The 16,292-nt window shown below is 64.0% G+C and carries 15 protein-coding genes; 1 reads left to right on the top strand and 14 read right to left on the bottom strand.

Annotation, left to right across the window (positions count from 1 at the left end):
* Window positions 1–4 precede the first annotated feature (4 nt).
* The 4 genes from ACUIAG_RS00875 to ACUIAG_RS00860 form a co-directional block, all read right to left on the bottom strand.
* Window positions 5–931 (bottom strand): ABC transporter permease, encoded by a 927-nt coding sequence (locus ACUIAG_RS00875; protein ID WP_024627150.1) that lies wholly within the window; start codon window positions 929–931, stop codon window positions 5–7.
* Between the two features lie 190 nt (window positions 932–1,121).
* Window positions 1,122–2,783 (bottom strand): peptide ABC transporter substrate-binding protein, encoded by a 1,662-nt coding sequence (locus tag ACUIAG_RS00870; RefSeq protein ID WP_445339862.1) that lies wholly within the window; start codon window positions 2,781–2,783, stop codon window positions 1,122–1,124.
* Window positions 2,784–2,861: 78 nt separating this feature from the next.
* The gene (locus ACUIAG_RS00865) at window positions 2,862–4,541 is read right to left on the bottom strand and encodes a peptide ABC transporter substrate-binding protein (RefSeq protein ID WP_445339861.1); all 1,680 of its coding nucleotides are present in this window, start codon (window positions 4,539–4,541) and stop codon (window positions 2,862–2,864) included.
* 137 nt (window positions 4,542–4,678) lie between these two features.
* On the bottom strand, window positions 4,679–5,611 hold the full coding sequence (locus ACUIAG_RS00860; protein WP_445339860.1) for a tyrosine recombinase XerC: 933 nt from the start codon (window positions 5,609–5,611) through the stop codon (window positions 4,679–4,681).
* 104 nt (window positions 5,612–5,715) lie between these two features.
* On the opposite strand from ACUIAG_RS00860, the gene ACUIAG_RS00855 reads away from it, so the two are divergent.
* On the top strand, window positions 5,716–5,988 hold the full coding sequence (locus tag ACUIAG_RS00855) for a DUF6725 family protein (protein ID WP_445340344.1): 273 nt from the start codon (window positions 5,716–5,718) through the stop codon (window positions 5,986–5,988).
* Here the strand turns inward: ACUIAG_RS00855 and ACUIAG_RS00850 are convergent.
* The 10 genes from ACUIAG_RS00850 to rplT form a co-directional block, all read right to left on the bottom strand.
* Window positions 5,978–7,015 (bottom strand): prephenate dehydrogenase, encoded by a 1,038-nt coding sequence (locus tag ACUIAG_RS00850; RefSeq protein ID WP_445340343.1) that lies wholly within the window; start codon window positions 7,013–7,015, stop codon window positions 5,978–5,980. The genes ACUIAG_RS00855 and ACUIAG_RS00850 overlap by 11 nt on opposite strands.
* 65 nt (window positions 7,016–7,080) lie before the next feature.
* A complete protein-coding gene (locus ACUIAG_RS00845) occupies window positions 7,081–8,067 on the bottom strand; it encodes a prephenate dehydratase domain-containing protein (protein WP_445339859.1) in 987 nt (328 codons plus the stop codon).
* Window positions 8,064–8,528 (bottom strand): alcohol dehydrogenase, encoded by a 465-nt coding sequence (locus tag ACUIAG_RS00840; RefSeq protein ID WP_445339858.1) that lies wholly within the window; start codon window positions 8,526–8,528, stop codon window positions 8,064–8,066. The genes ACUIAG_RS00845 and ACUIAG_RS00840 overlap by 4 nt, the downstream gene beginning before the upstream one ends.
* Window positions 8,529–8,600: 72 nt before the next feature.
* On the bottom strand, window positions 8,601–10,520 hold the full coding sequence (gene typA / locus ACUIAG_RS00835; protein ID WP_445339857.1) for a translational GTPase TypA: 1,920 nt from the start codon (window positions 10,518–10,520) through the stop codon (window positions 8,601–8,603).
* A gap of 77 nt (window positions 10,521–10,597) precedes the next feature.
* The gene (gene scpB / locus ACUIAG_RS00830) at window positions 10,598–11,260 is read right to left on the bottom strand and encodes an SMC-Scp complex subunit ScpB (RefSeq protein ID WP_101432176.1); all 663 of its coding nucleotides are present in this window, start codon (window positions 11,258–11,260) and stop codon (window positions 10,598–10,600) included.
* The gene (locus ACUIAG_RS00825; protein ID WP_045924143.1) at window positions 11,257–12,060 is read right to left on the bottom strand and encodes a segregation and condensation protein A; all 804 of its coding nucleotides are present in this window, start codon (window positions 12,058–12,060) and stop codon (window positions 11,257–11,259) included. Before ACUIAG_RS00825 ends, scpB begins: the two co-directional genes overlap by 4 nt.
* Window positions 12,057–12,896: a ParA family protein gene (locus ACUIAG_RS00820; protein ID WP_445339856.1), complete on the bottom strand. Its 840-nt coding sequence runs from the start codon at window positions 12,894–12,896 to the stop codon at window positions 12,057–12,059. Before ACUIAG_RS00820 ends, ACUIAG_RS00825 begins: the two co-directional genes overlap by 4 nt.
* 45 nt (window positions 12,897–12,941) lie before the next feature.
* Window positions 12,942–13,871 (bottom strand): site-specific tyrosine recombinase XerD, encoded by a 930-nt coding sequence (gene xerD, locus ACUIAG_RS00815; protein ID WP_445339855.1) that lies wholly within the window; start codon window positions 13,869–13,871, stop codon window positions 12,942–12,944.
* A gap of 124 nt (window positions 13,872–13,995) precedes the next feature.
* Complete coding sequence (locus ACUIAG_RS00810; RefSeq protein ID WP_445339854.1) at window positions 13,996–15,765, bottom strand: spermidine synthase; 1,770 nt, start codon at window positions 15,763–15,765, stop codon at window positions 13,996–13,998.
* Between the two features lie 117 nt (window positions 15,766–15,882).
* Window positions 15,883–16,266, bottom strand: coding sequence for a 50S ribosomal protein L20 (rplT, locus tag ACUIAG_RS00805; RefSeq protein ID WP_015021618.1), 384 nt, complete (start codon window positions 16,264–16,266; stop codon window positions 15,883–15,885).
* Window positions 16,267–16,292 lie beyond the last annotated feature (26 nt).

The following is a 16,292-nucleotide window of genomic DNA, read 5'->3' as shown; positions in this document are numbered from 1 at the left end:
TCCCTCACGCATACCGGATCCGCGGATCGAGCACTGCGTAGAGCAGGTCGACCAGGAGGCTGGTGATGACGAAGATCAGGACCAGAATGGTCACGATGGAGACCACCAGGGTGCCTTCGCCCCTCAGGATGGCCTGGTAAAGGGTGTTGCCCACACCCTGGATGTTGAAGATGCGCTCGGTGATCATGGCCCCGCCCATGAGTCCGCCGATATCGGCGCCCAGGTAGGTGACCACGGGGATCAGGGAGTTGCGCAGTACGTGCCGCACGATGACGGACCGATTGCTCATGCCCTTGGCCCGGGCCGTGCGCACGTAGTCCTCGGAAATGTTGGAGGTGATCTCCGTCCTGGTCAGACGGATGATGGAGGCCATGGACACCGACCCCAGCACAATGGCCGGCATGAGCAGATCAATAAAGCCCGGATTGGCCCCGGCTGTGGCCGGCAGCAGATGCCATTTGACGCCGAACAGGTACTGCAGGATGAAGCCGGTGACGAAGGTAGGCACCGAAATCAGCAGCAGGGAGAGGACCAGGATGATGTTGTCCGACCACTTGCCCTTGGTCAGGCCGCCGATGATGCCGAAGATCACGCCGAAGACGCCCTCGAAGACGAAGGCCATCAGGGCCAGCTTGATGGTCACCGGGAAGGCCCTGCCGATCACGCTGATCACGGGCTGGCCGGCGAAGGTATTGCCGAAGTTCAGGGTCAGCGCGTTCTTCAGGAAGAGCACGTACTGCACGATGAAGGGCTTGTCGAGATTGTATTCCGAACGTATCTGTGCGGCAACGGCCTGATTGACCGGCTTGTCTCCGAACATGGCGGCCACAGGGTCGCCGGGAAGCGCGAAGACCAGCGCGTATATCAGCAGTGTCGTGCCGAGAACGACGGGGATCATCTGCAGAATACGTCGCAGAAGATATTTTCCCATCGGCTATTCTCCTTTGTCATCCGCGACCGGGATCGGCATGGGGATCGGGGCCGCCGCAAAAATTCTTGTTTGAGTCTACCAGCACACCTCAACAGGGGTGCAAAGACGCCAAGGCCGGCGCGGAGTGGATCCTTCCGTGCCGGCCCGGGCGATGTCAGCTCTGAGGTGCGGGATTCAGTCTCCCGTCACCTCACTTGCTGAGGTTGTAGTAAGCAGGGACACCCTTCCAGGTGAAGGAGAATCCTTGGATGTTCTTGGCGGCCACGCCGTTGGAGTTCTGGTAGTAGAGCGGGACTGCGGGCAGATCGCGGAAGAGCAGCTCCTCGGACTGCTGGTAGATCTTGTTGGCCTCGTCGATGCTCTTGGCGGAGGCTGCCTTGTCCATCAGGCCGTCGAACTCGGGGTTCTTGTAGTCGCCGTCGTTGGACCCGTTGCCGTTGGCTGCCGAGCTGGCGAAGTTGCTGGACAGGTAGCTCTCGGGCGAGGGGTAGTCGGGCTGCCAACCGGAGCGGAAGGCCGAGTCGGTGAACTTGCGGTTCTGCACGTTGGAGCGGAACTCGCTGAAGGTGGGCAGAGGGTTGCCCGAAGCCTGGATGCCCAGGGCGTTCTTGATGGAGTTGGTGACGGCGTCATAGATCTCCTTGTGGGCGCCATCGGCGTTGTAGGCGATCTTGAAGCTGTCGCCCTCGCCCCAGGGGGAGATCTTGTTGGCCTCGGCCCAGAGCTCCTTGGCCTTGGACGGGTTGTACTTGAGCACATCGGATCCCTTGATGCTGGTTGAGTAGCCGGGGATGACGGGGGCGGTGAAGTCGTGGACCTCCTTGGCGGTTCCGGACAGCACCTTCTTGATGATGGTCGGCCGGTCGATGGCCATGGAGATGGCCTGGCGACGGAGCTTGCCCTCCTGATCCTGGCCGAAGTGCTTCATGTAGGTGGGGATGGTGAACATCTGGATGACCGAACCCGGATCGTTGATGGCCTGGACCGTGTTATCGGTCTGGAAGGTCTTGCGAGCCGAGGCGGGCAGGGTGTCCAGCACGTCCAGGTTGCCGGCCTGCACATCGCGGTAGGCTGCGGTGGCATCGGTGTAGGAGCGGAACTCGACGCCGCCGTTCTTGACCTTGATGCCGCCCTTGTAAGCGGGATCCTTGACCAGCTTGATGGACTTGTTGTGCTCCCAGGACTGGAACTTGTAGGGTCCCACGGTCACCGGCTTCTCGCCGAAGGCCTTGGTGTCCTTGTAGAAGGACTCGGGCAGGGGCGCAAACGCGGTATAGCCCACCTGGATGGGGAAGGTGGAGGAAGGCGAGGTCAGATCAACGGTGAAGGTCTTGTTGTCGATGACCTTGAGGCCGGACAGCTGGGCATCGCCAGGGGTGCCCTCCTTCTGCAGGTCGTCATAGCCCTTGATGTTGGCGAAGAAGCTGGAGCCCAGCTGCTTGTTGGCGATGTCGGCCGCCCAGGACCAGGCCTTGGTGAAGGACTGTGCGGTGACCGGGGTGCCATCCGAGAACTTCCAGCCGTCGTTGATGGTCACGGTGTACTGGGTGTTGTCCTCGTTGGCCTTGATCTGCTTGGCGATCTCGTTGACCGGCTTGCCCTTGTCGTCAAAGCGGACCAGCTTGGAGAACATGACGTCGATGGGGTTGCCACCCCCCACCTCGTTGGTCATGCTGGGGATGAGCGGATTGGCCGGCTCAGGGTTGAAGACCGAGATGACGGCGTTCGAGCTGCCGCCGTTGCTCCCCTGGGCAGAGGAGCCGGATCCGCCGGATCCGCCGCAGGCGCCCAGCGTGAGCGCCATGACGCACAGTCCGGCGCCCGCAATGGTCAGGGCCGATTGCTTCTTCATATATCTTGCTCTTTCCTTTGGTTGGTTTCCCGAACCGCCAATCATCGACGGCGGTTCATGCCGTTTCCGGCACGATCATTACTGGTCCTTGGACAGCTCCGGGAAGATCGGATAGCCATCCCAGCCCAGACGCATCCCATGGACCTTCTTGGCGGAGGCGCCAATGTTGTTTCCATAATAGAGCGGAACCGCTGGCATGTCCTGTAGAAGGATCTCCTCAGCATTCTGGAAGAGCCTGTTGGCCTCGTCGGTGTCCTTGGCCTTGGCAGCCTGCTTGAGCAGGGCGTCGAACTTGGGGTTCTTGTAGTCGCCATCGTTGGATCCGTTGCCATCGGCCGCCGAGCTGGCGAAGTTGCTCATCAGATAGCTCTCAGGCGATGGATAGTCGGGCGACCAGGAGGATCTGAAGGCCGCATTGTTATAGAGGCGCTTTTTGATGTTGCCACGGAACTCGCTGAAGGTGGGCACGGGAGTGGCCTCGGCCTTGATGCCCAGCGTGTTCTTGATGGAGTTGGCCATTCCGTCGTAGAAGTCCTTGGCTCCGCCATCCGAACTGTACAGCATTTGGAAGCTCTTGTCGGCCGGCCACTTGCTGATGGCATCGGCCTTGGCCCAGTACTCCCTGGCCTTCTTGGCGTTGTACTTGAGGTTGTCCGAACCCTTGAGACCTTTGGCATAGCCTGGGATGGTCGGCGCGGTGAAGTCGGTGGGCTGCACGCCCAGACCGCCCAGGACCTTGTCGATCAGCATCTTCCGGTCAATGGCCATGGAGATGGCCAAGCGGCGCAGGTGGCCCTCCTGATCCTGGCCGAAATGCTCCATCGTGGTAGGAATGGTGAACATCTGCAGGCTGGAGCCAGGCTTGTTATAACTCTGAACCATGCTGTCGGTCATGAAAGTCTTGACAGCGGAGGTGGGAATCCTGTCGATCACATCCAGGTTGCCCGCCTGCACATCGGAATAGGCGGAACCCAGGTCAGTGTAGACCTTGTAGTCGATGCCGCCGTTGCGGACCTTGACCTCCCCGCCGTATTCGTTGTTCTTGCGAAGCTTGATCATGACGTTGTGCTGCCAGGACTCGAACTGGTAAGGACCCGAGCTGACCGGGTTCTCCCCGTAGGCCTTGGGATTCTTATAGAAGGATTCAGGCAGGGGCGCAAAAGAGGTATAGCCTACCTGAATGGGGAAGGTGGACGAGGGCGAAATGAGGTCCACGGTGAAGGTCTTGTCATCGATGACCTTCAATCCGGAGAACTGGGCATCCGCAGGCACGCCCTGCTTCTGCAGGTCATCAAAGCCCTTGATATTGGAGAAAAAGCTGGCGTTCAGCTGGCCGTTGGACACATTGGCGCTCCAGGACCAGGCCCTGGTGAAGGACCTGGCTGTAATAGGGGTGCCATCCGAGAACTTGCGCCCGTCGACCAGGGTGACCTTGTACTGGGACATGTCGTCGTTGCCCTTGATCTCCGAGGCCAGATCGTTGTGGGCCTTGCCCTGGTCATCGAAGCGGATCAGCTTGGAGTTGATGGCGTCCACGACCTGTCCGCCGCAGCTTTCCGCGGCGCTGCTGGGAATGAGCGGGTTGGCCGGCTCGCACCCATGAACCGACACCACGGCGTTGTTGCTGGTCTGGTCGCTGGACGACTGCTCGGCACCCTCGGTATCGGTACTGCTGCCGCCACTACCGCAGCCGCTGGCCAGAAGCGCCAAGGCACAGATGAACGCTGACACCACTGTGAGCTGTGAACTCTTCTTCATTCCTGCTGCTCCCTTTAGCTGGTTGCCAACATTGCGCCTATGATCCCGAAAGTCTTTGACTGATGTTCAAGCTAGAATACGCCATATTCTGATACCAGGATGTTTCCCGAGACAAGTCGTATCTCATTTGCCGGATTTCAGGCCCTTGGAAAAGCCTGCCTGTACCGGGCCCGCAGCTGCTCGATGGAGACGTGGGTGTAGCGCTGGGTGGTCCGCAGGGAGGAGTGGCCCAGCATCTCCTGAACCTCGCGCAGGTCGGCTCCCCCATCCAGCATGTGCGTGGCGGCCGAGTGCCGCAGGGCATGGGGGGCGATGTCGGGCACCCCGGCCTGACCGGCCGCCTGATGGACCACCTTGCGGACCTGCCGCTGGCCAACCCTGCCGCCCAGCTGACCCAGGAAAAGGGCCTGACCTGCCTTGCGGGCCGATTTGGCCGTTGAGCCCGCCAGGACCGGCCGCCCCTCCCCCAGCCAGCGATCCAGGGCGCGATCGGCGGGCAGGCCATAGGGCAGGACCCGCTCCTTGGAACCCTTGCCCAGAACCTTTACGGTGCGGCTGTGCCGGTTCACGTCATCCAGGTCCAGCCCGCAGAGCTCGGCCACACGCATGCCCGTGGCGTACAGCAGCTCCAGCATGGCCGCATCCCGCACCTGCAGGGCAGCCTGAACCTCCTGGTCCTCCCGGGGCTCGACCGGATCCTGGTCGACCGTATCCATCAGGGTGCGGGCCTGGTCGTGCGTCAGGATCCGTGGAAGGTGCTCGGACTGCTTGGGGCTGCTCAGGGCCAAGGTGGGGTCGGTCTTGATCCGGCCGTGCCGGCTCAGCCAGCCGAAGAAGGACCTCAGTGCGGCCGTTTTCCGGGCCATGGTCGAACGGGCGTGGGTCGATGCCTCGTGGGCCAGCCAGGACCTGATGGTGGCCAGGTCGATCTGCGCGGGGTCATCGATGCCGTGCAGATGCATCAGATGCAGAAAGCCCGACAGGTCGGCCCGGTAGGATCGCACGGTGTTGGGGCTCTTGCCTGCCACCCGGGAAAGATAGTCGGTGAAGTCCTGCAGATCCTGATCCACCGATGGCGCTCCCTTCGCTTGACTGTGCAGTATGTGCAATACAGTTTAGGCGCTTTCACCCTCGTCGCAGCCGCAGGCGATACTGGCCCAGGAGGTGGATGGCCATGCGTTTGCCAGCAGCCATACCGGCCGGAGCGCGGCTGGTGGTCAGGATCGCCCTGGGGTCGGACCCGGAAGACGGAAGGCCCAAGTTCCGCGACTACGTGGGCCATGTGGTCGACTGGGACGGACGGCGGCTGATCCTGGACAGGGACCCGGCGGCCAATGGGTCGCGTCCCGGGGAACGTGTGACCCTGCCAGCAGCAGACATGGTGGCCCTGAAGCCGGTCCCGGAACGCCGTTCGCCCCGCCCGGACCCGCCTGATCTCAGTCGATGACCGGCGGGTGCAGCACCCGGGCCCGGCTGGTGGTCAGGAAGGCCGAGACCTGCTCGCCGCGCAGGGCTGAATCCAGCAGCTCCTGCCGCCAGTTGCCCTCCTGCGGATCCAATTCAAGGTCGGTGGTGGGCATCTGCTCCCGGTCGCCCAGGGCGGCCTTGTAGCGCCGGAAGGGGTCCGCCTGGAGGAAGAAGTCCCGGCGCTTTTCATCGGCCTCCGGCTCCTGGTCCCGCAAGAGAGAGGCCATGTCCTGCAGATTCTCGGCCAAATCATCCAGCAGGTCGGCCACCTGGCCGGCGTTCTCCTCCACCATGGCCCGGGTCCGCTCAGGATCGGTCAGGGCCACACGGGTCATGTCCCGCCAGGATCCGGCCGCCAGGGCCGAGGCCACTCGGCGGTCAGGCGACTTCGTCAGCATGTTGGCCAGGGCGGTGGCCACCACGTGGGGCATGTGCGAGATCAGTGCCGCAGCCCGGTCATGGGTGGCATCGTCCAGGGCGATCAGCCGGTTGCCCAGCCCCTGGGTGACCATGTCGGCCACGGTCAAAAAGCGGCTGTAGTCCGTATGTTCATCGACGCAGAGAGCCCAGAGGGCATCTTCCAAGAGGGCCGGGTCCGAGTCCTCATAGCCGGAGCCTTCGCTGCCGGCCATGGGATGGGCGCCTACGTACCGATCGGCCAGACCGGCCTGCTCGACCTGACGGCGGACCGGCCCCTTGACACTGCCCACGTCGGTCAGGGTGGTGCCTCGGGTCAGCACCGGGGCCAGGGCCTTGAGCACCTCGGGCATGGCCCGCAAGGGGGTGGCCAGCACCAGCACGTCTGCCTTGCCCTTGGCCAGCTCCTCCAGGGTGTCCACACAGTGGATCCCCTGGCTGCGGGCCTGCTCGTAGGGACGGTCATTATGGTTCCATGCAATCACGAACCGGCCCCGGGCGGCCAGGCGGCGGGCCAGCGATCCGCCGATCAGACCCAGCCCCGCCACGGCGATCTTGTGGGCCGAGGTCAGCACCGGCGAGGCGGCCATGCCCGCCATGGGGTGCATGTGCTCGGGCCCTGACAGGTCCATGTGTGGAAAGGGTGCGGATTCATCTACCATAACAACTCCTTGCTGATCGTCTCGGTGTCGGGGTCCTCACCCCGGAAGGCCCCCGCCCTGGGCAGCATCCATTCACGGATGGGGGGCGCTGGATGCGGGGTGCGCGGATGGACCGCCAGGGTCTTGAGCCAGTCCCCCCTGTCCAGCAGGTCGGCCAGCACCTGATGGAGCCCCTTCTGCCAAGGCGCAGCGTCGATGCTGGCCACGAAGCTGTAGGTCCCGTCGTGCCCCTTGATGGGCCGGGACATGAATGAGGTCATGTTCAGGCCCGCATCGCGCAGGCGGTCCAGCAGGTTGGCCAGCACGCCCGGCCCCGTATTCAGGGGGATGAAGGTGACGATGGACTCGAAATCCCCGCCCGGCGCCAGACGGCGTGCCAGCCAGGCTGCCTGGTCCCGGGCAGCCAGCAGCAGGAAGTCGGTGCGCGCGCCTTGATAGTCCTGCACCTCACGCCGGTAGGTCTCCAGTCCGTAGAGGCTCCCGCAGATGCGAGGACCCAGAGCCACCTGATCGGGGCCCAGATCACGGCAGGCCGCAGCGTTGGAGTTGGCCGTCACCGGATTGAAGCCGGTCTCTGTGATGAAGCCCTTGCACTGGGCCAGTCCATGGGGATGGGCGGCGACCTGGCGCAGGGGATCATGGTCAGCCCGGACGAAGGCGTCGAAGACGATGGGCAGGCGGACCATGCCGAAGCCCGCTACCGACTGAGCGTCGATCAGGGCATCCATGTTGGGCACCACATGGCCCTCCACGTTGTTCTCCCAGGCCAGCACTCCCCAGCCTCGGCCCTCCTCCACGGCGGCCACGATGGCAGCCGCATCCGAGCAGGGGCGCAAGTCAGCCTTGCAGTCCAGCCTTGTCTCCATGAGGTTGGCTGCCTCAAGAGCGGCCTGATGGGTGAAGGTCCCCTCGGGACCCAGGAAGTGCAGGGGAATCCGGTCGGGTTCAGTCGCCGGCTTTCCTGACGGATCCTGGCTCATGCTGATCGCCCCTGACGACGCAGGGGACCGTCAGCAAACCAGGAGGCCGGCAGGCAGATGGCCAGGGTCTGGATCAGGACCAGCCCGCCCATCCAGAGAAAGACCGCATACTTGGCAAAGAATGTGGGGAAGTCGGCGTAGGGCATGAGCACGTCGCCGCCCGGCCCCCGCATGGAAAGCAGCCAAACCATGACCGTCGAAGCCACCAGATGCAGTGCCAGACCCATGGTGCCACTGTCGCAACGGACCCACCAGGCGGCCAGGGCCACCAGCAGATAGGCCAGGACCATCCCCCAGGGCAGACCCTGGGCGGCCCCGGAGCGCTGGACCAGGGTTCCCAGCACGCCCACCGCCAGACCGATGGGCAGGCCCAGCAGGCAGCGGAAAGGACTCCTCTTGCCGGACTCACGCGCCGAATGGGAGGGGGCTTGGTCCTTGGATTTGGAAACCTGAGACTTCATGGGTTCCAGACTAGTCCGACCCGGTCACCGTGGGGCGGCCGGGTCGGACTGAATCTGATTGTGAGAACAGGATTACTTCTTGTTGGCCCTGCGCTGACGGGCGTTCCACTTGTACCAGGCATCCCTGTCCAGGATGATCTTGCGCACGCGGATGGACTCGGGGGTCACCTCCACGCACTCGTCATCGTTGGCGAAGTCCAGGGACTCCTCCAGGCTCATGTCGATGGGCGGGGTCAGGGTCTCCAGCACGTCGGCGGTGGAGGAACGCATGTTGGTCATGTGCTTCTCCAGGGTGATGTTGATGTCCAGGTCGCCGGGCTTGTTGTTGATGCCCACGATCTGCCCTTCATAGACTGGCGACTGTGGCTTGACGAAGAACTCGCCCCGGGCCTGGAGCTTCTGCATGGCGTAGGGGCTGGCCTTGCCGGATCGGTCGGAGACCATGGATCCGTTCTGCCGGGTCTTGATGTCGCCCGCCCAGGGGGCGTAGCCGGCGGAGATTGAAGCGGAGATGCCGGTGCCGCGGGTGGCGGTCAGCAGGGCGGTGCGGAAGCCCAGCAGGCCACGGGAGGGCACGGTGAACTGCATCCTGACCCAGCCGGAGCCGTGGTTGGTCATGGTCTCCATGCGGCCCTTGCGGTCGGCCATGAGCTGGGTGACCGCGCCCATGTACTCCTCGGGCACGTCGATGGTGTCGGACTCCATGGGCTCCTGAAGCTTGCCGTCCACGGTCTTGGTGACCACCTGGGGGCGGCCCACGGTCAGCTCGTAGCCCTCCCGGCGCATCTGCTCGGCCAGGATGGCCAGGGCCAGCTCGCCACGGCCCTGGACCTCCCAGGCGTCGGGCCGGTCGGTGGGCAGCACCTTGATGGAGACGTTGCCGATCAGCTCGCGGTCCAGGCGGTCCTTGAGCATGCGGGCGGTCAGCTTGTGGTCCTTGCCCTCGGTGCCGGCCAGGGGCGAATCGTTGGTGCCGAAGGTCATGGAGACGGCCGGGTCGTCCACGTGGATCAGCGGCAGGGGGCGGGGGTCGTCCTGGTCGACGATGGTCTCGCCGATCATGATGTCTTCCACGCCGGCCACAGCCACGATGTCGCCGGGGCCGGCCTCGTCCACTGGCGAGCGCTGCAGGCCCTTGGTGCGCAGGATCTCGGTCAGCTTGAAGTTCTCGATGGATCCGTCCACGCGCGACAGGCCGTACTGGCGGCCCTTGCTCAGGGTGCCGTTGTAGATGCGCACCAGGCCCAGGCGGCCCAGGTAGTCGGAGGCGTCGATGTTGGTCACATGGGCCTGCAGCGGGGCGCCCTCCTCGTACTCAGGGGCGGGAATGTTGGTCAGGATGGCCTCGAAGAGGGGCTCCAGATCGTCGTTGTCGGGCACGGCGCCGTCGGCGGGCTGATTGACGGAGGCCTTGCCTGCCTTGGCTGCGCAGTAGATGACCGGCAGGTCCAGGAGGGAATCCAGATCCAGGTCCACTCCCTCCTCGCTCACATCCTGGGCCAGTCCCAGGAGCAGATCGGTGGACTCGGAGACCACCTCGGAGATGCGGGCATCGGGACGGTCGGTCTTGTTGATGACCAGAATGACGGGCAGCTTGGCCTCCAGAGCCTTGCGCAGGACGAAGCGGGTCTGGGGCAGGGGCCCCTCGGAGGCGTCCACCAGCAGGACCACGCCGTCGACCATGGAGATGCCGCGCTCCACCTCGCCGCCGAAGTCAGCGTGGCCTGGGGTGTCCACCACGTTGATGGTGATGCCGTCGGGCTGGCCCAGCTTGGCGGCCAGGGGGCCTGTGTACTTGACGGCGGTGTTCTTGGCCAGGATGGTGATGCCCTTCTCCTTCTCCAGGTCGTTGGAGTCCATGACCCGGTCGGGCACCTCCTCCCGCTCGGAGAAGACGTGCGACTGCTGCAGCATGGCGTTGACCAGGGTGGTCTTGCCGTGGTCAACGTGTGCCACAATCGCCACATTTCGTATATCGCCGCGTACCGCCATCAAAACCTCATTCTCGTGAATGCTATCCCGGAATTGGACAAACAGAGACAAGTGTAACCGCCTTGTGTGACAGGCGTTCACTCCTCCTCGCCCTGGGGCGAACCTTGGACTGGATCCGGAGACTGAAGCTGGTCGGACAGCTCCTGGCGGGCCTGGGCCAGAGCCGAGTCCTCGTCGGGCAGGAAGGGGGCCAGGGAGGGCAGATCCTCCAAGGATTGCAGGCCCATCCGCTCAAGGAAGAGGTCGGTGGTGACCAGCAGCGCGGCGTGGGTCTGCTCGTCCAGGCCCTCCTCGCGGACCAGGCCGCGCACCAGCAGGGCCCGGATGACCCCGTCCGAATTGACTCCGCGGATCTGCCCCACCTGGGCACGGGTCATGGGCTGGCGGTAGGCCACGATGGCCAGGGCCTCCAGGGCCGCCTGGGAGAGGCGTGCTGTCTGGCCGTCCTTGACGAAGGCCGCCACCACGGGCTGGTAGGCGGCTCTGCTGGTCAGCTGCCAGCCCCGGGCGGTCCGACGCAGTTCGAATCCTCGGTCGCCATAGGACTCGGCCAGCGATTCCAGGGCGGCATTGACCGGATCCGGATCCACGGCCAGCACCCGGGAGAAATCCTCTGCGGTCAGCGGCCGGTCCGTGGCCACCAGAATAGCCTCCAGGCAGGCGGCCAGCCCCCCGGGAAAGTCCTGCACGTCAAAGTCCACGTATTCGGGACGGGTATCGGGAGCCGAGGTTTGGCTCATGCAAAGTCCCCCTCACTGATCAAGGCCGTTTCCGGCTCCTGTGTCGGCCCAACCCAGCGCAGGTAGAGCGGCTGGTAGGGGCCATCCTGACGGTACTGGATCAGTTCCTGCCTGAAGAAAATCAGCACGGCCAGGAATCGGGCCACCACCTGCGCCCGGCCCTTGGAGGAGGCGACCAGATCGGCGAAGGCCACCGGCTGCCCGGGCTGTGCCAGCAGGGCCTGGCGAACCTGGTCGGCCTCCTTGTTCAGGTCGACCAGGGGCACGTGCAGCTGGTCCAGACGAACCTGGGAGGCCGGAGCGTTGACCAGGGCGTTGGCGCAGAGCAGGGCCAGATCCTCTGGCTTCAGGGTCCAGACCAGATCAGGCAGCAGATGGGCCAGCTGGGGCTCCAGATGGCCGGGGTGCGGGTAGCGGCCCGAGTTGGCGGCCAGCCTGGCTCGAAAGTCCTGCCCTGCCTGCTTGAAGGCCCGGTACTGCAGGAGCCTGGCGAAGAGCAGATCACGCTCCCGGAGGGCATCCATGGAGGCCTGGTCGCGCATGGACTCGTCCTCCACAGGCAGGAGGGCGGCGCTCTTGGCCTCAACCAGAACCGAGGCCACGTCCAGGAAGGCGCTGGCCTGGTCCAGCCCCTGACTGAAGTCCAGGGTGCGCACATAGTCCAGAAACTCCCCGGTTATGGCGGCCAGCGAGACCTCCGTCAGTGAGAGCTTGCGGTTGGCCAGCATGCCCAGCAGCAGGTCGAATGGCCCCTGGTAGACATCCAGGTCGACGGCAAAGCCGTCCGCTGATCCGCTCACGCCACGATGCCGCGGGCGATCAGCTCCCGGGCGACCTCCCGATACTCCTTGGCGGTCTTGTGCTCGGGGGCGAACATGGTGATGGGCTCGCCGGCCACCGTGGCATCGGGCAGCTTGATGGACCGGCTGATGATGGAGTGCAGCACCTTGCCCTTGAAGGCCTCGTAGATGCGCTGAAGCACCTCGTCCGAATGCAGGGTCTTGGTGTACATGGTGACCAGCACCCCGTAGATCTGCAGGTCGGGGTTGATGCGGCTGCGGACCTTCTCTATGGATTGCATGAGCAGGGCCACGCCGCGCAGGGCGAAGAACTCGGCCGCCACGGGAATGATGACCCCGTCCGCAGCAGTCAGCGCGTTGACGGTCAGCAGGCCGAGCGAGGGCTGGCAGTCGATGATGATGGCGTCATACTCCTGCTGCAGGGGCCGGATGGTGGCCGCCAGGGCCTGCTCCCTGCCGACCTCGGTGACCAGCTGAATCTCGGCTGCCGACAGGTCAATGTTGGCCGGGATGATGTCCAGGCCGTCAAAACGGGTGTGCCGGACCACCTCGTGAACATCCAAGGAGGTGTCGAACATGGCGGTGTAAATGGTGTTGTCCACGCTGTTGGCGTTGATGCCCAGGCCCACGGTGGCCGCGCCTTGGGGGTCGAAGTCCACGATCAGCACCCGTCGCCCATACTGGCACATGGCCCCGGCGATGTTGATGGATGAGGTGGTCTTGCCCACGCCGCCCTTCTGGTTGCACATGGCGAGGACACGGGCCGGACCGTGCTGTTTCAAAGGCTCCGGGGCAGCGAACGTCTCATACTCGCGCCCTAACAAATCCGTAGGCATGCCTCTACCCTATCAAGTTTCCGTCCGCTTTCGCGGGTTGGCGGGTCAGCGGGCGCGGGGATGGGCCGTCTGGTAGGTCTCCATCAGGGCCTGGGGGCTGACGTGTGTGTAGATCTGCGTCGTGGTCACCGATGCATGGCCCAGCAGCTCCTGGACCGAACGCACATCGGCGCCTCCCTCCAGCAGATGAGTGGCGAAGGAGTGCCGCAGGGTGTGGGGGTGCAGGGGTCTGTTCAGCCCTGCCCGGCGGCCGGCATCCCTGACCACCTGCCAGACGGTCTGCCTGGTCAGCCGCTTGCCCCGCTTGTTGAGGAAGACGGCACGCAGCTCCCTGCCCTTGGAGGCTCGATCGCACAGGCTGGACCGCCCCAGATTCAGGTAGGCCTGCATGGCCTGGCAGGCGTAGGAGCCCATAGGCACCAGACGCTGCTTGTCGCCCTTGCCGGTCAGGCGGACCACCCGCTCGTCAAGGTCCATGTCCTCCAGATCGGTGCCGACGGCCTCCGAAACCCGGCAGCCGGTGGCGTACATGAACTCCAGCAGGGCCTTGTCCCGCAGGACCACCGGATCCTTGGACCCGCCCATGGCGGCCACATCCAGCAGCCGGGTCACCTGGTCCACGTCCAGCACATCCGGCAGGGCCGAGGTGCCCTTGGGAGCCTTGACGGCACGAGAGACATCCTGGTCGGTCACCCCCTGCTTGAGGGCGAACCGGTGCCACTCATGGACGGCGGCCATCCTCCGCGAGCGACTGGCTGGACTCTCGTCGGCCAGATGGGCCAGAAAGCCCTCCACATCGGCGGTCTGAATCTGCTCCAGGCTGGTGATGCCGCGGCCGGACAGCCAGTTGATGTACATGGTCAGATCGGACCGATAAGCCTTGACCGTGGCGGGGGCAAGACCCCGCTCCAGACCGGTGTAGGCCAGGAACTGATCCAGCAATGCAGTCAGCCCCTCCTGATGATCACCGTCCACTACTGCTTAACCTCCGGTTCTCTTCATCAGTGCTGGTCTTTAGGCCATATTCTAGCGCTCAGCTCCCCTGTTCCCGTGCTTCCAACGCGCCTGGGATCGAGATGGCCGATATCAAGATGGCCGATCAAGAGACCTCCTGGATCAGCCCCTGGATCCCTTTTTGCTGAAGAATCCGCCGGTAGGGGCCGGCCTCCCTGCCGATGATCCGGTCGATGGCGTGCATGCCCAGCAATTCGACCGGCGCATTGTCATCGGTCAATACCCTCCCCTTGGCATCCCCAACCGTGCTCAGTCGGGAGCTGACCTGCTCCATCATCTGGGACAGGTCCGGATCAGGGCTGACCCTGGCGGCCGCCTCCGCTAACAGGTCGGAACCCGGGTAGTCCCCCATCGCCTCCTTCTTGCCCTGGCTATCCCCTCCTGGTCCCGAGAAATCCTCGGAAGAGGGGCGGCGCGCAAAGAGCTCGCGGTTGGTGGTCTGGGGCACGTCGGCCGTCAGGATGGCATCGGATCCGAAGACCCTGGTGATGGTATTGGTCAGGGCCGCATTGATGGACCCCTGGCCGTCGTCGATCATGTTCATGTTGACCACCATGACTCCGCCCGGATTCAGATGGTTCCTGACCAGGGCGAAGAACTCGGTGGAGCTCATCTGGAAGGGGATGGTGATGTCCTGATAGGCATCGACCATGATCAGGTCGTAACGCTGGCGACTGGCCGCCAGCCAGGCTCGGCCGTCGTAGGTGGAAACCGGAATATCGGCGGGCTGATCAAAATACTTGATGGCCAGGTTGCTGATGGCCTGGTCGATCTCCACCCCCTGGACGGCCATCCGTGGGTAGTACCGCCTCAGTTGCCGGGCATAGGTCCCGGTCCCCATGCCCAGGATCAGGGCCGAGCGGGCCTGATCAGCCATGAGCGGCGCCGCCAGGGCTGTGTCGTAGTACATGCCGGTCATCCCGGGGTGCTTCATGGTCACCGACTGGACGCCGAAGAGGACGTTGGTGGAGAGGATGGTCCTGTCCGCCAGGGTTTTAACCTGCAGGTAGCTGTAGATGGACTCGCCCTCGTAGGCCAGGCCTTTCTCCCAGAAGGCGAACCCCGTCATCGGCGACAGGGCTGCCGAGACCACAAAGGCCACCGTGGCGATCAGGCAGGCCAGGCGGTGGGCATGGGAGGAAAGAAAGTAGACCAAGGCCACCAGGAGCAGTATCCCGGAGAAGATCAGAAAGGTGACGAAGGTCCCCACGGCCGGGATGGTCACAAAGGTGGGCAGGAAGGTGCCCAGGATGGATCCTACGGTATTGCAGGCGCTGAGCCGGCCGACCACCGAAGCGTTGTCGTCCAGGGAGTCGGTGGCGCTCTTGACCAGGCCGGGGGTGATGGTCCCCAGGAGGAAGAGGGGCGGGACAAAGATGATCAGGCAGGAGATGAAGGCCGCCAGGACCAGGAAGTTGGTGGAGACGGCCACGATCAGCAGCCCCGAGATCAGGATGATCAGGTACTTGCCGACCAGGGGGATCAGGGCGATCCAGACCGCCGCGGCCATAATGCACAGGTAGAGCCTGTCCGGGTCGGGGTTCCGGTCGGCCCAGCGGCCGCCGACGACGGCACCCAGGGCCAGGGCGATCATGATGGTCCCGATGATGATGGTCCATACGATCTGGGAGGACGAGAAGTAAGGAGCCAGCAGGCGGGAGGCCCCCAGCTCGGCGGCCATGACGGCCATCCCCGAAAAGAACTCCGTCACATAGAGAAAGATCCGCGATCGAAGGATGGGGCGTGATTGATTGATCCTGGCCGGCTTGGATCTGCCGCTGCTCGGCGACTGACTGGCCTGACCTGCCGATGCTGCCGAGACAGCCGATGCGTCTGCGCTGTGATCACTGTTCATGGCGGCTCCCGGCATCATTGTCGTCAATCAACTTACCGTCCCCATGAGGAATGGTCAAATATGCAAAGAACCCCGCGAAAGGCAGGGTTCTTGCAGTAGGGTGTTCAGGTCCGCTGATCAGGCAGCGACCGGAGCGTTCACATCGGCAGGCAACGCCTTCTTGGCCTCAGCCACGATGGCGTTGAAGGTGTCGATGTCGTTGACGACCAGGTCGGCCAGGGCACGGCGATCCAGCTCGATGCCGGCCAGGCGCAGCCCCTGGATGAAGCGGTTGTAGGTGATTCCCTGGGCGCGGCATCCGGCGTTGATGCGCTGGATCCACAGCTTGCGGAAGTCGCCCTTGCGGGCCTTGCGGTCCCGGAAGTTATATGTATATGAATGAAGCAGCTGCTCCTTGGCCTTGCGGTAGAGACGGGAGCGCTGGCCACGGTAGCCTGACGCCCGCTCCAGGACGACCCGACGCTTCTTATGCGCGTTGACTGCCCGCTTGACTCGTGCCATAGATATTCCTCAGCTTTCTAAAATCT

Source organism: Bifidobacterium sp. ESL0825 (genome assembly GCF_052606465.1).
Note: the sequence above shows the minus strand (reverse complement) of the source record. Positions and strands in the feature narration are given on the sequence as shown.

Excerpts from the sequence above, each read along its gene's own strand:
- ACUIAG_RS00810 (WP_445339854.1), bottom strand. The coding sequence starts at position 15,765 with ATGAACAGTGATCACAGCGCAGACGCATCGGCTGTCTCGGCAGCATCG.
- ACUIAG_RS00875 (WP_024627150.1), bottom strand. The coding sequence starts at position 931 with ATGGGAAAATATCTTCTGCGACGTATTCTGCAGATGATCCCCGTCGTT.
- ACUIAG_RS00870 (WP_445339862.1), bottom strand. The coding sequence starts at position 2,783 with ATGAAGAAGCAATCGGCCCTGACCATTGCGGGCGCCGGACTGTGCGTC.
- ACUIAG_RS00845 (WP_445339859.1), bottom strand. The coding sequence starts at position 8,067 with ATGAGCCAGGATCCGTCAGGAAAGCCGGCGACTGAACCCGACCGGATT.
- scpB (WP_101432176.1), bottom strand. The coding sequence starts at position 11,260 with ATGAGCCAAACCTCGGCTCCCGATACCCGTCCCGAATACGTGGACTTT.
- typA (WP_445339857.1), bottom strand. The coding sequence starts at position 10,520 with ATGGCGGTACGCGGCGATATACGAAATGTGGCGATTGTGGCACACGTT.
- ACUIAG_RS00840 (WP_445339858.1), bottom strand. The coding sequence starts at position 8,528 with ATGAAGTCTCAGGTTTCCAAATCCAAGGACCAAGCCCCCTCCCATTCG.
- rplT (WP_015021618.1), bottom strand. The coding sequence starts at position 16,266 with ATGGCACGAGTCAAGCGGGCAGTCAACGCGCATAAGAAGCGTCGGGTC.
- ACUIAG_RS00850 (WP_445340343.1), bottom strand. The coding sequence starts at position 7,015 with ATGGCCGCCTCGCCGGTGCTGACCTCGGCCCACAAGATCGCCGTGGCG.
- ACUIAG_RS00855 (WP_445340344.1), top strand. The coding sequence starts at position 5,716 with ATGCGTTTGCCAGCAGCCATACCGGCCGGAGCGCGGCTGGTGGTCAGG.
- ACUIAG_RS00865 (WP_445339861.1), bottom strand. The coding sequence starts at position 4,541 with ATGAAGAAGAGTTCACAGCTCACAGTGGTGTCAGCGTTCATCTGTGCC.
- ACUIAG_RS00820 (WP_445339856.1), bottom strand. The coding sequence starts at position 12,896 with ATGCCTACGGATTTGTTAGGGCGCGAGTATGAGACGTTCGCTGCCCCG.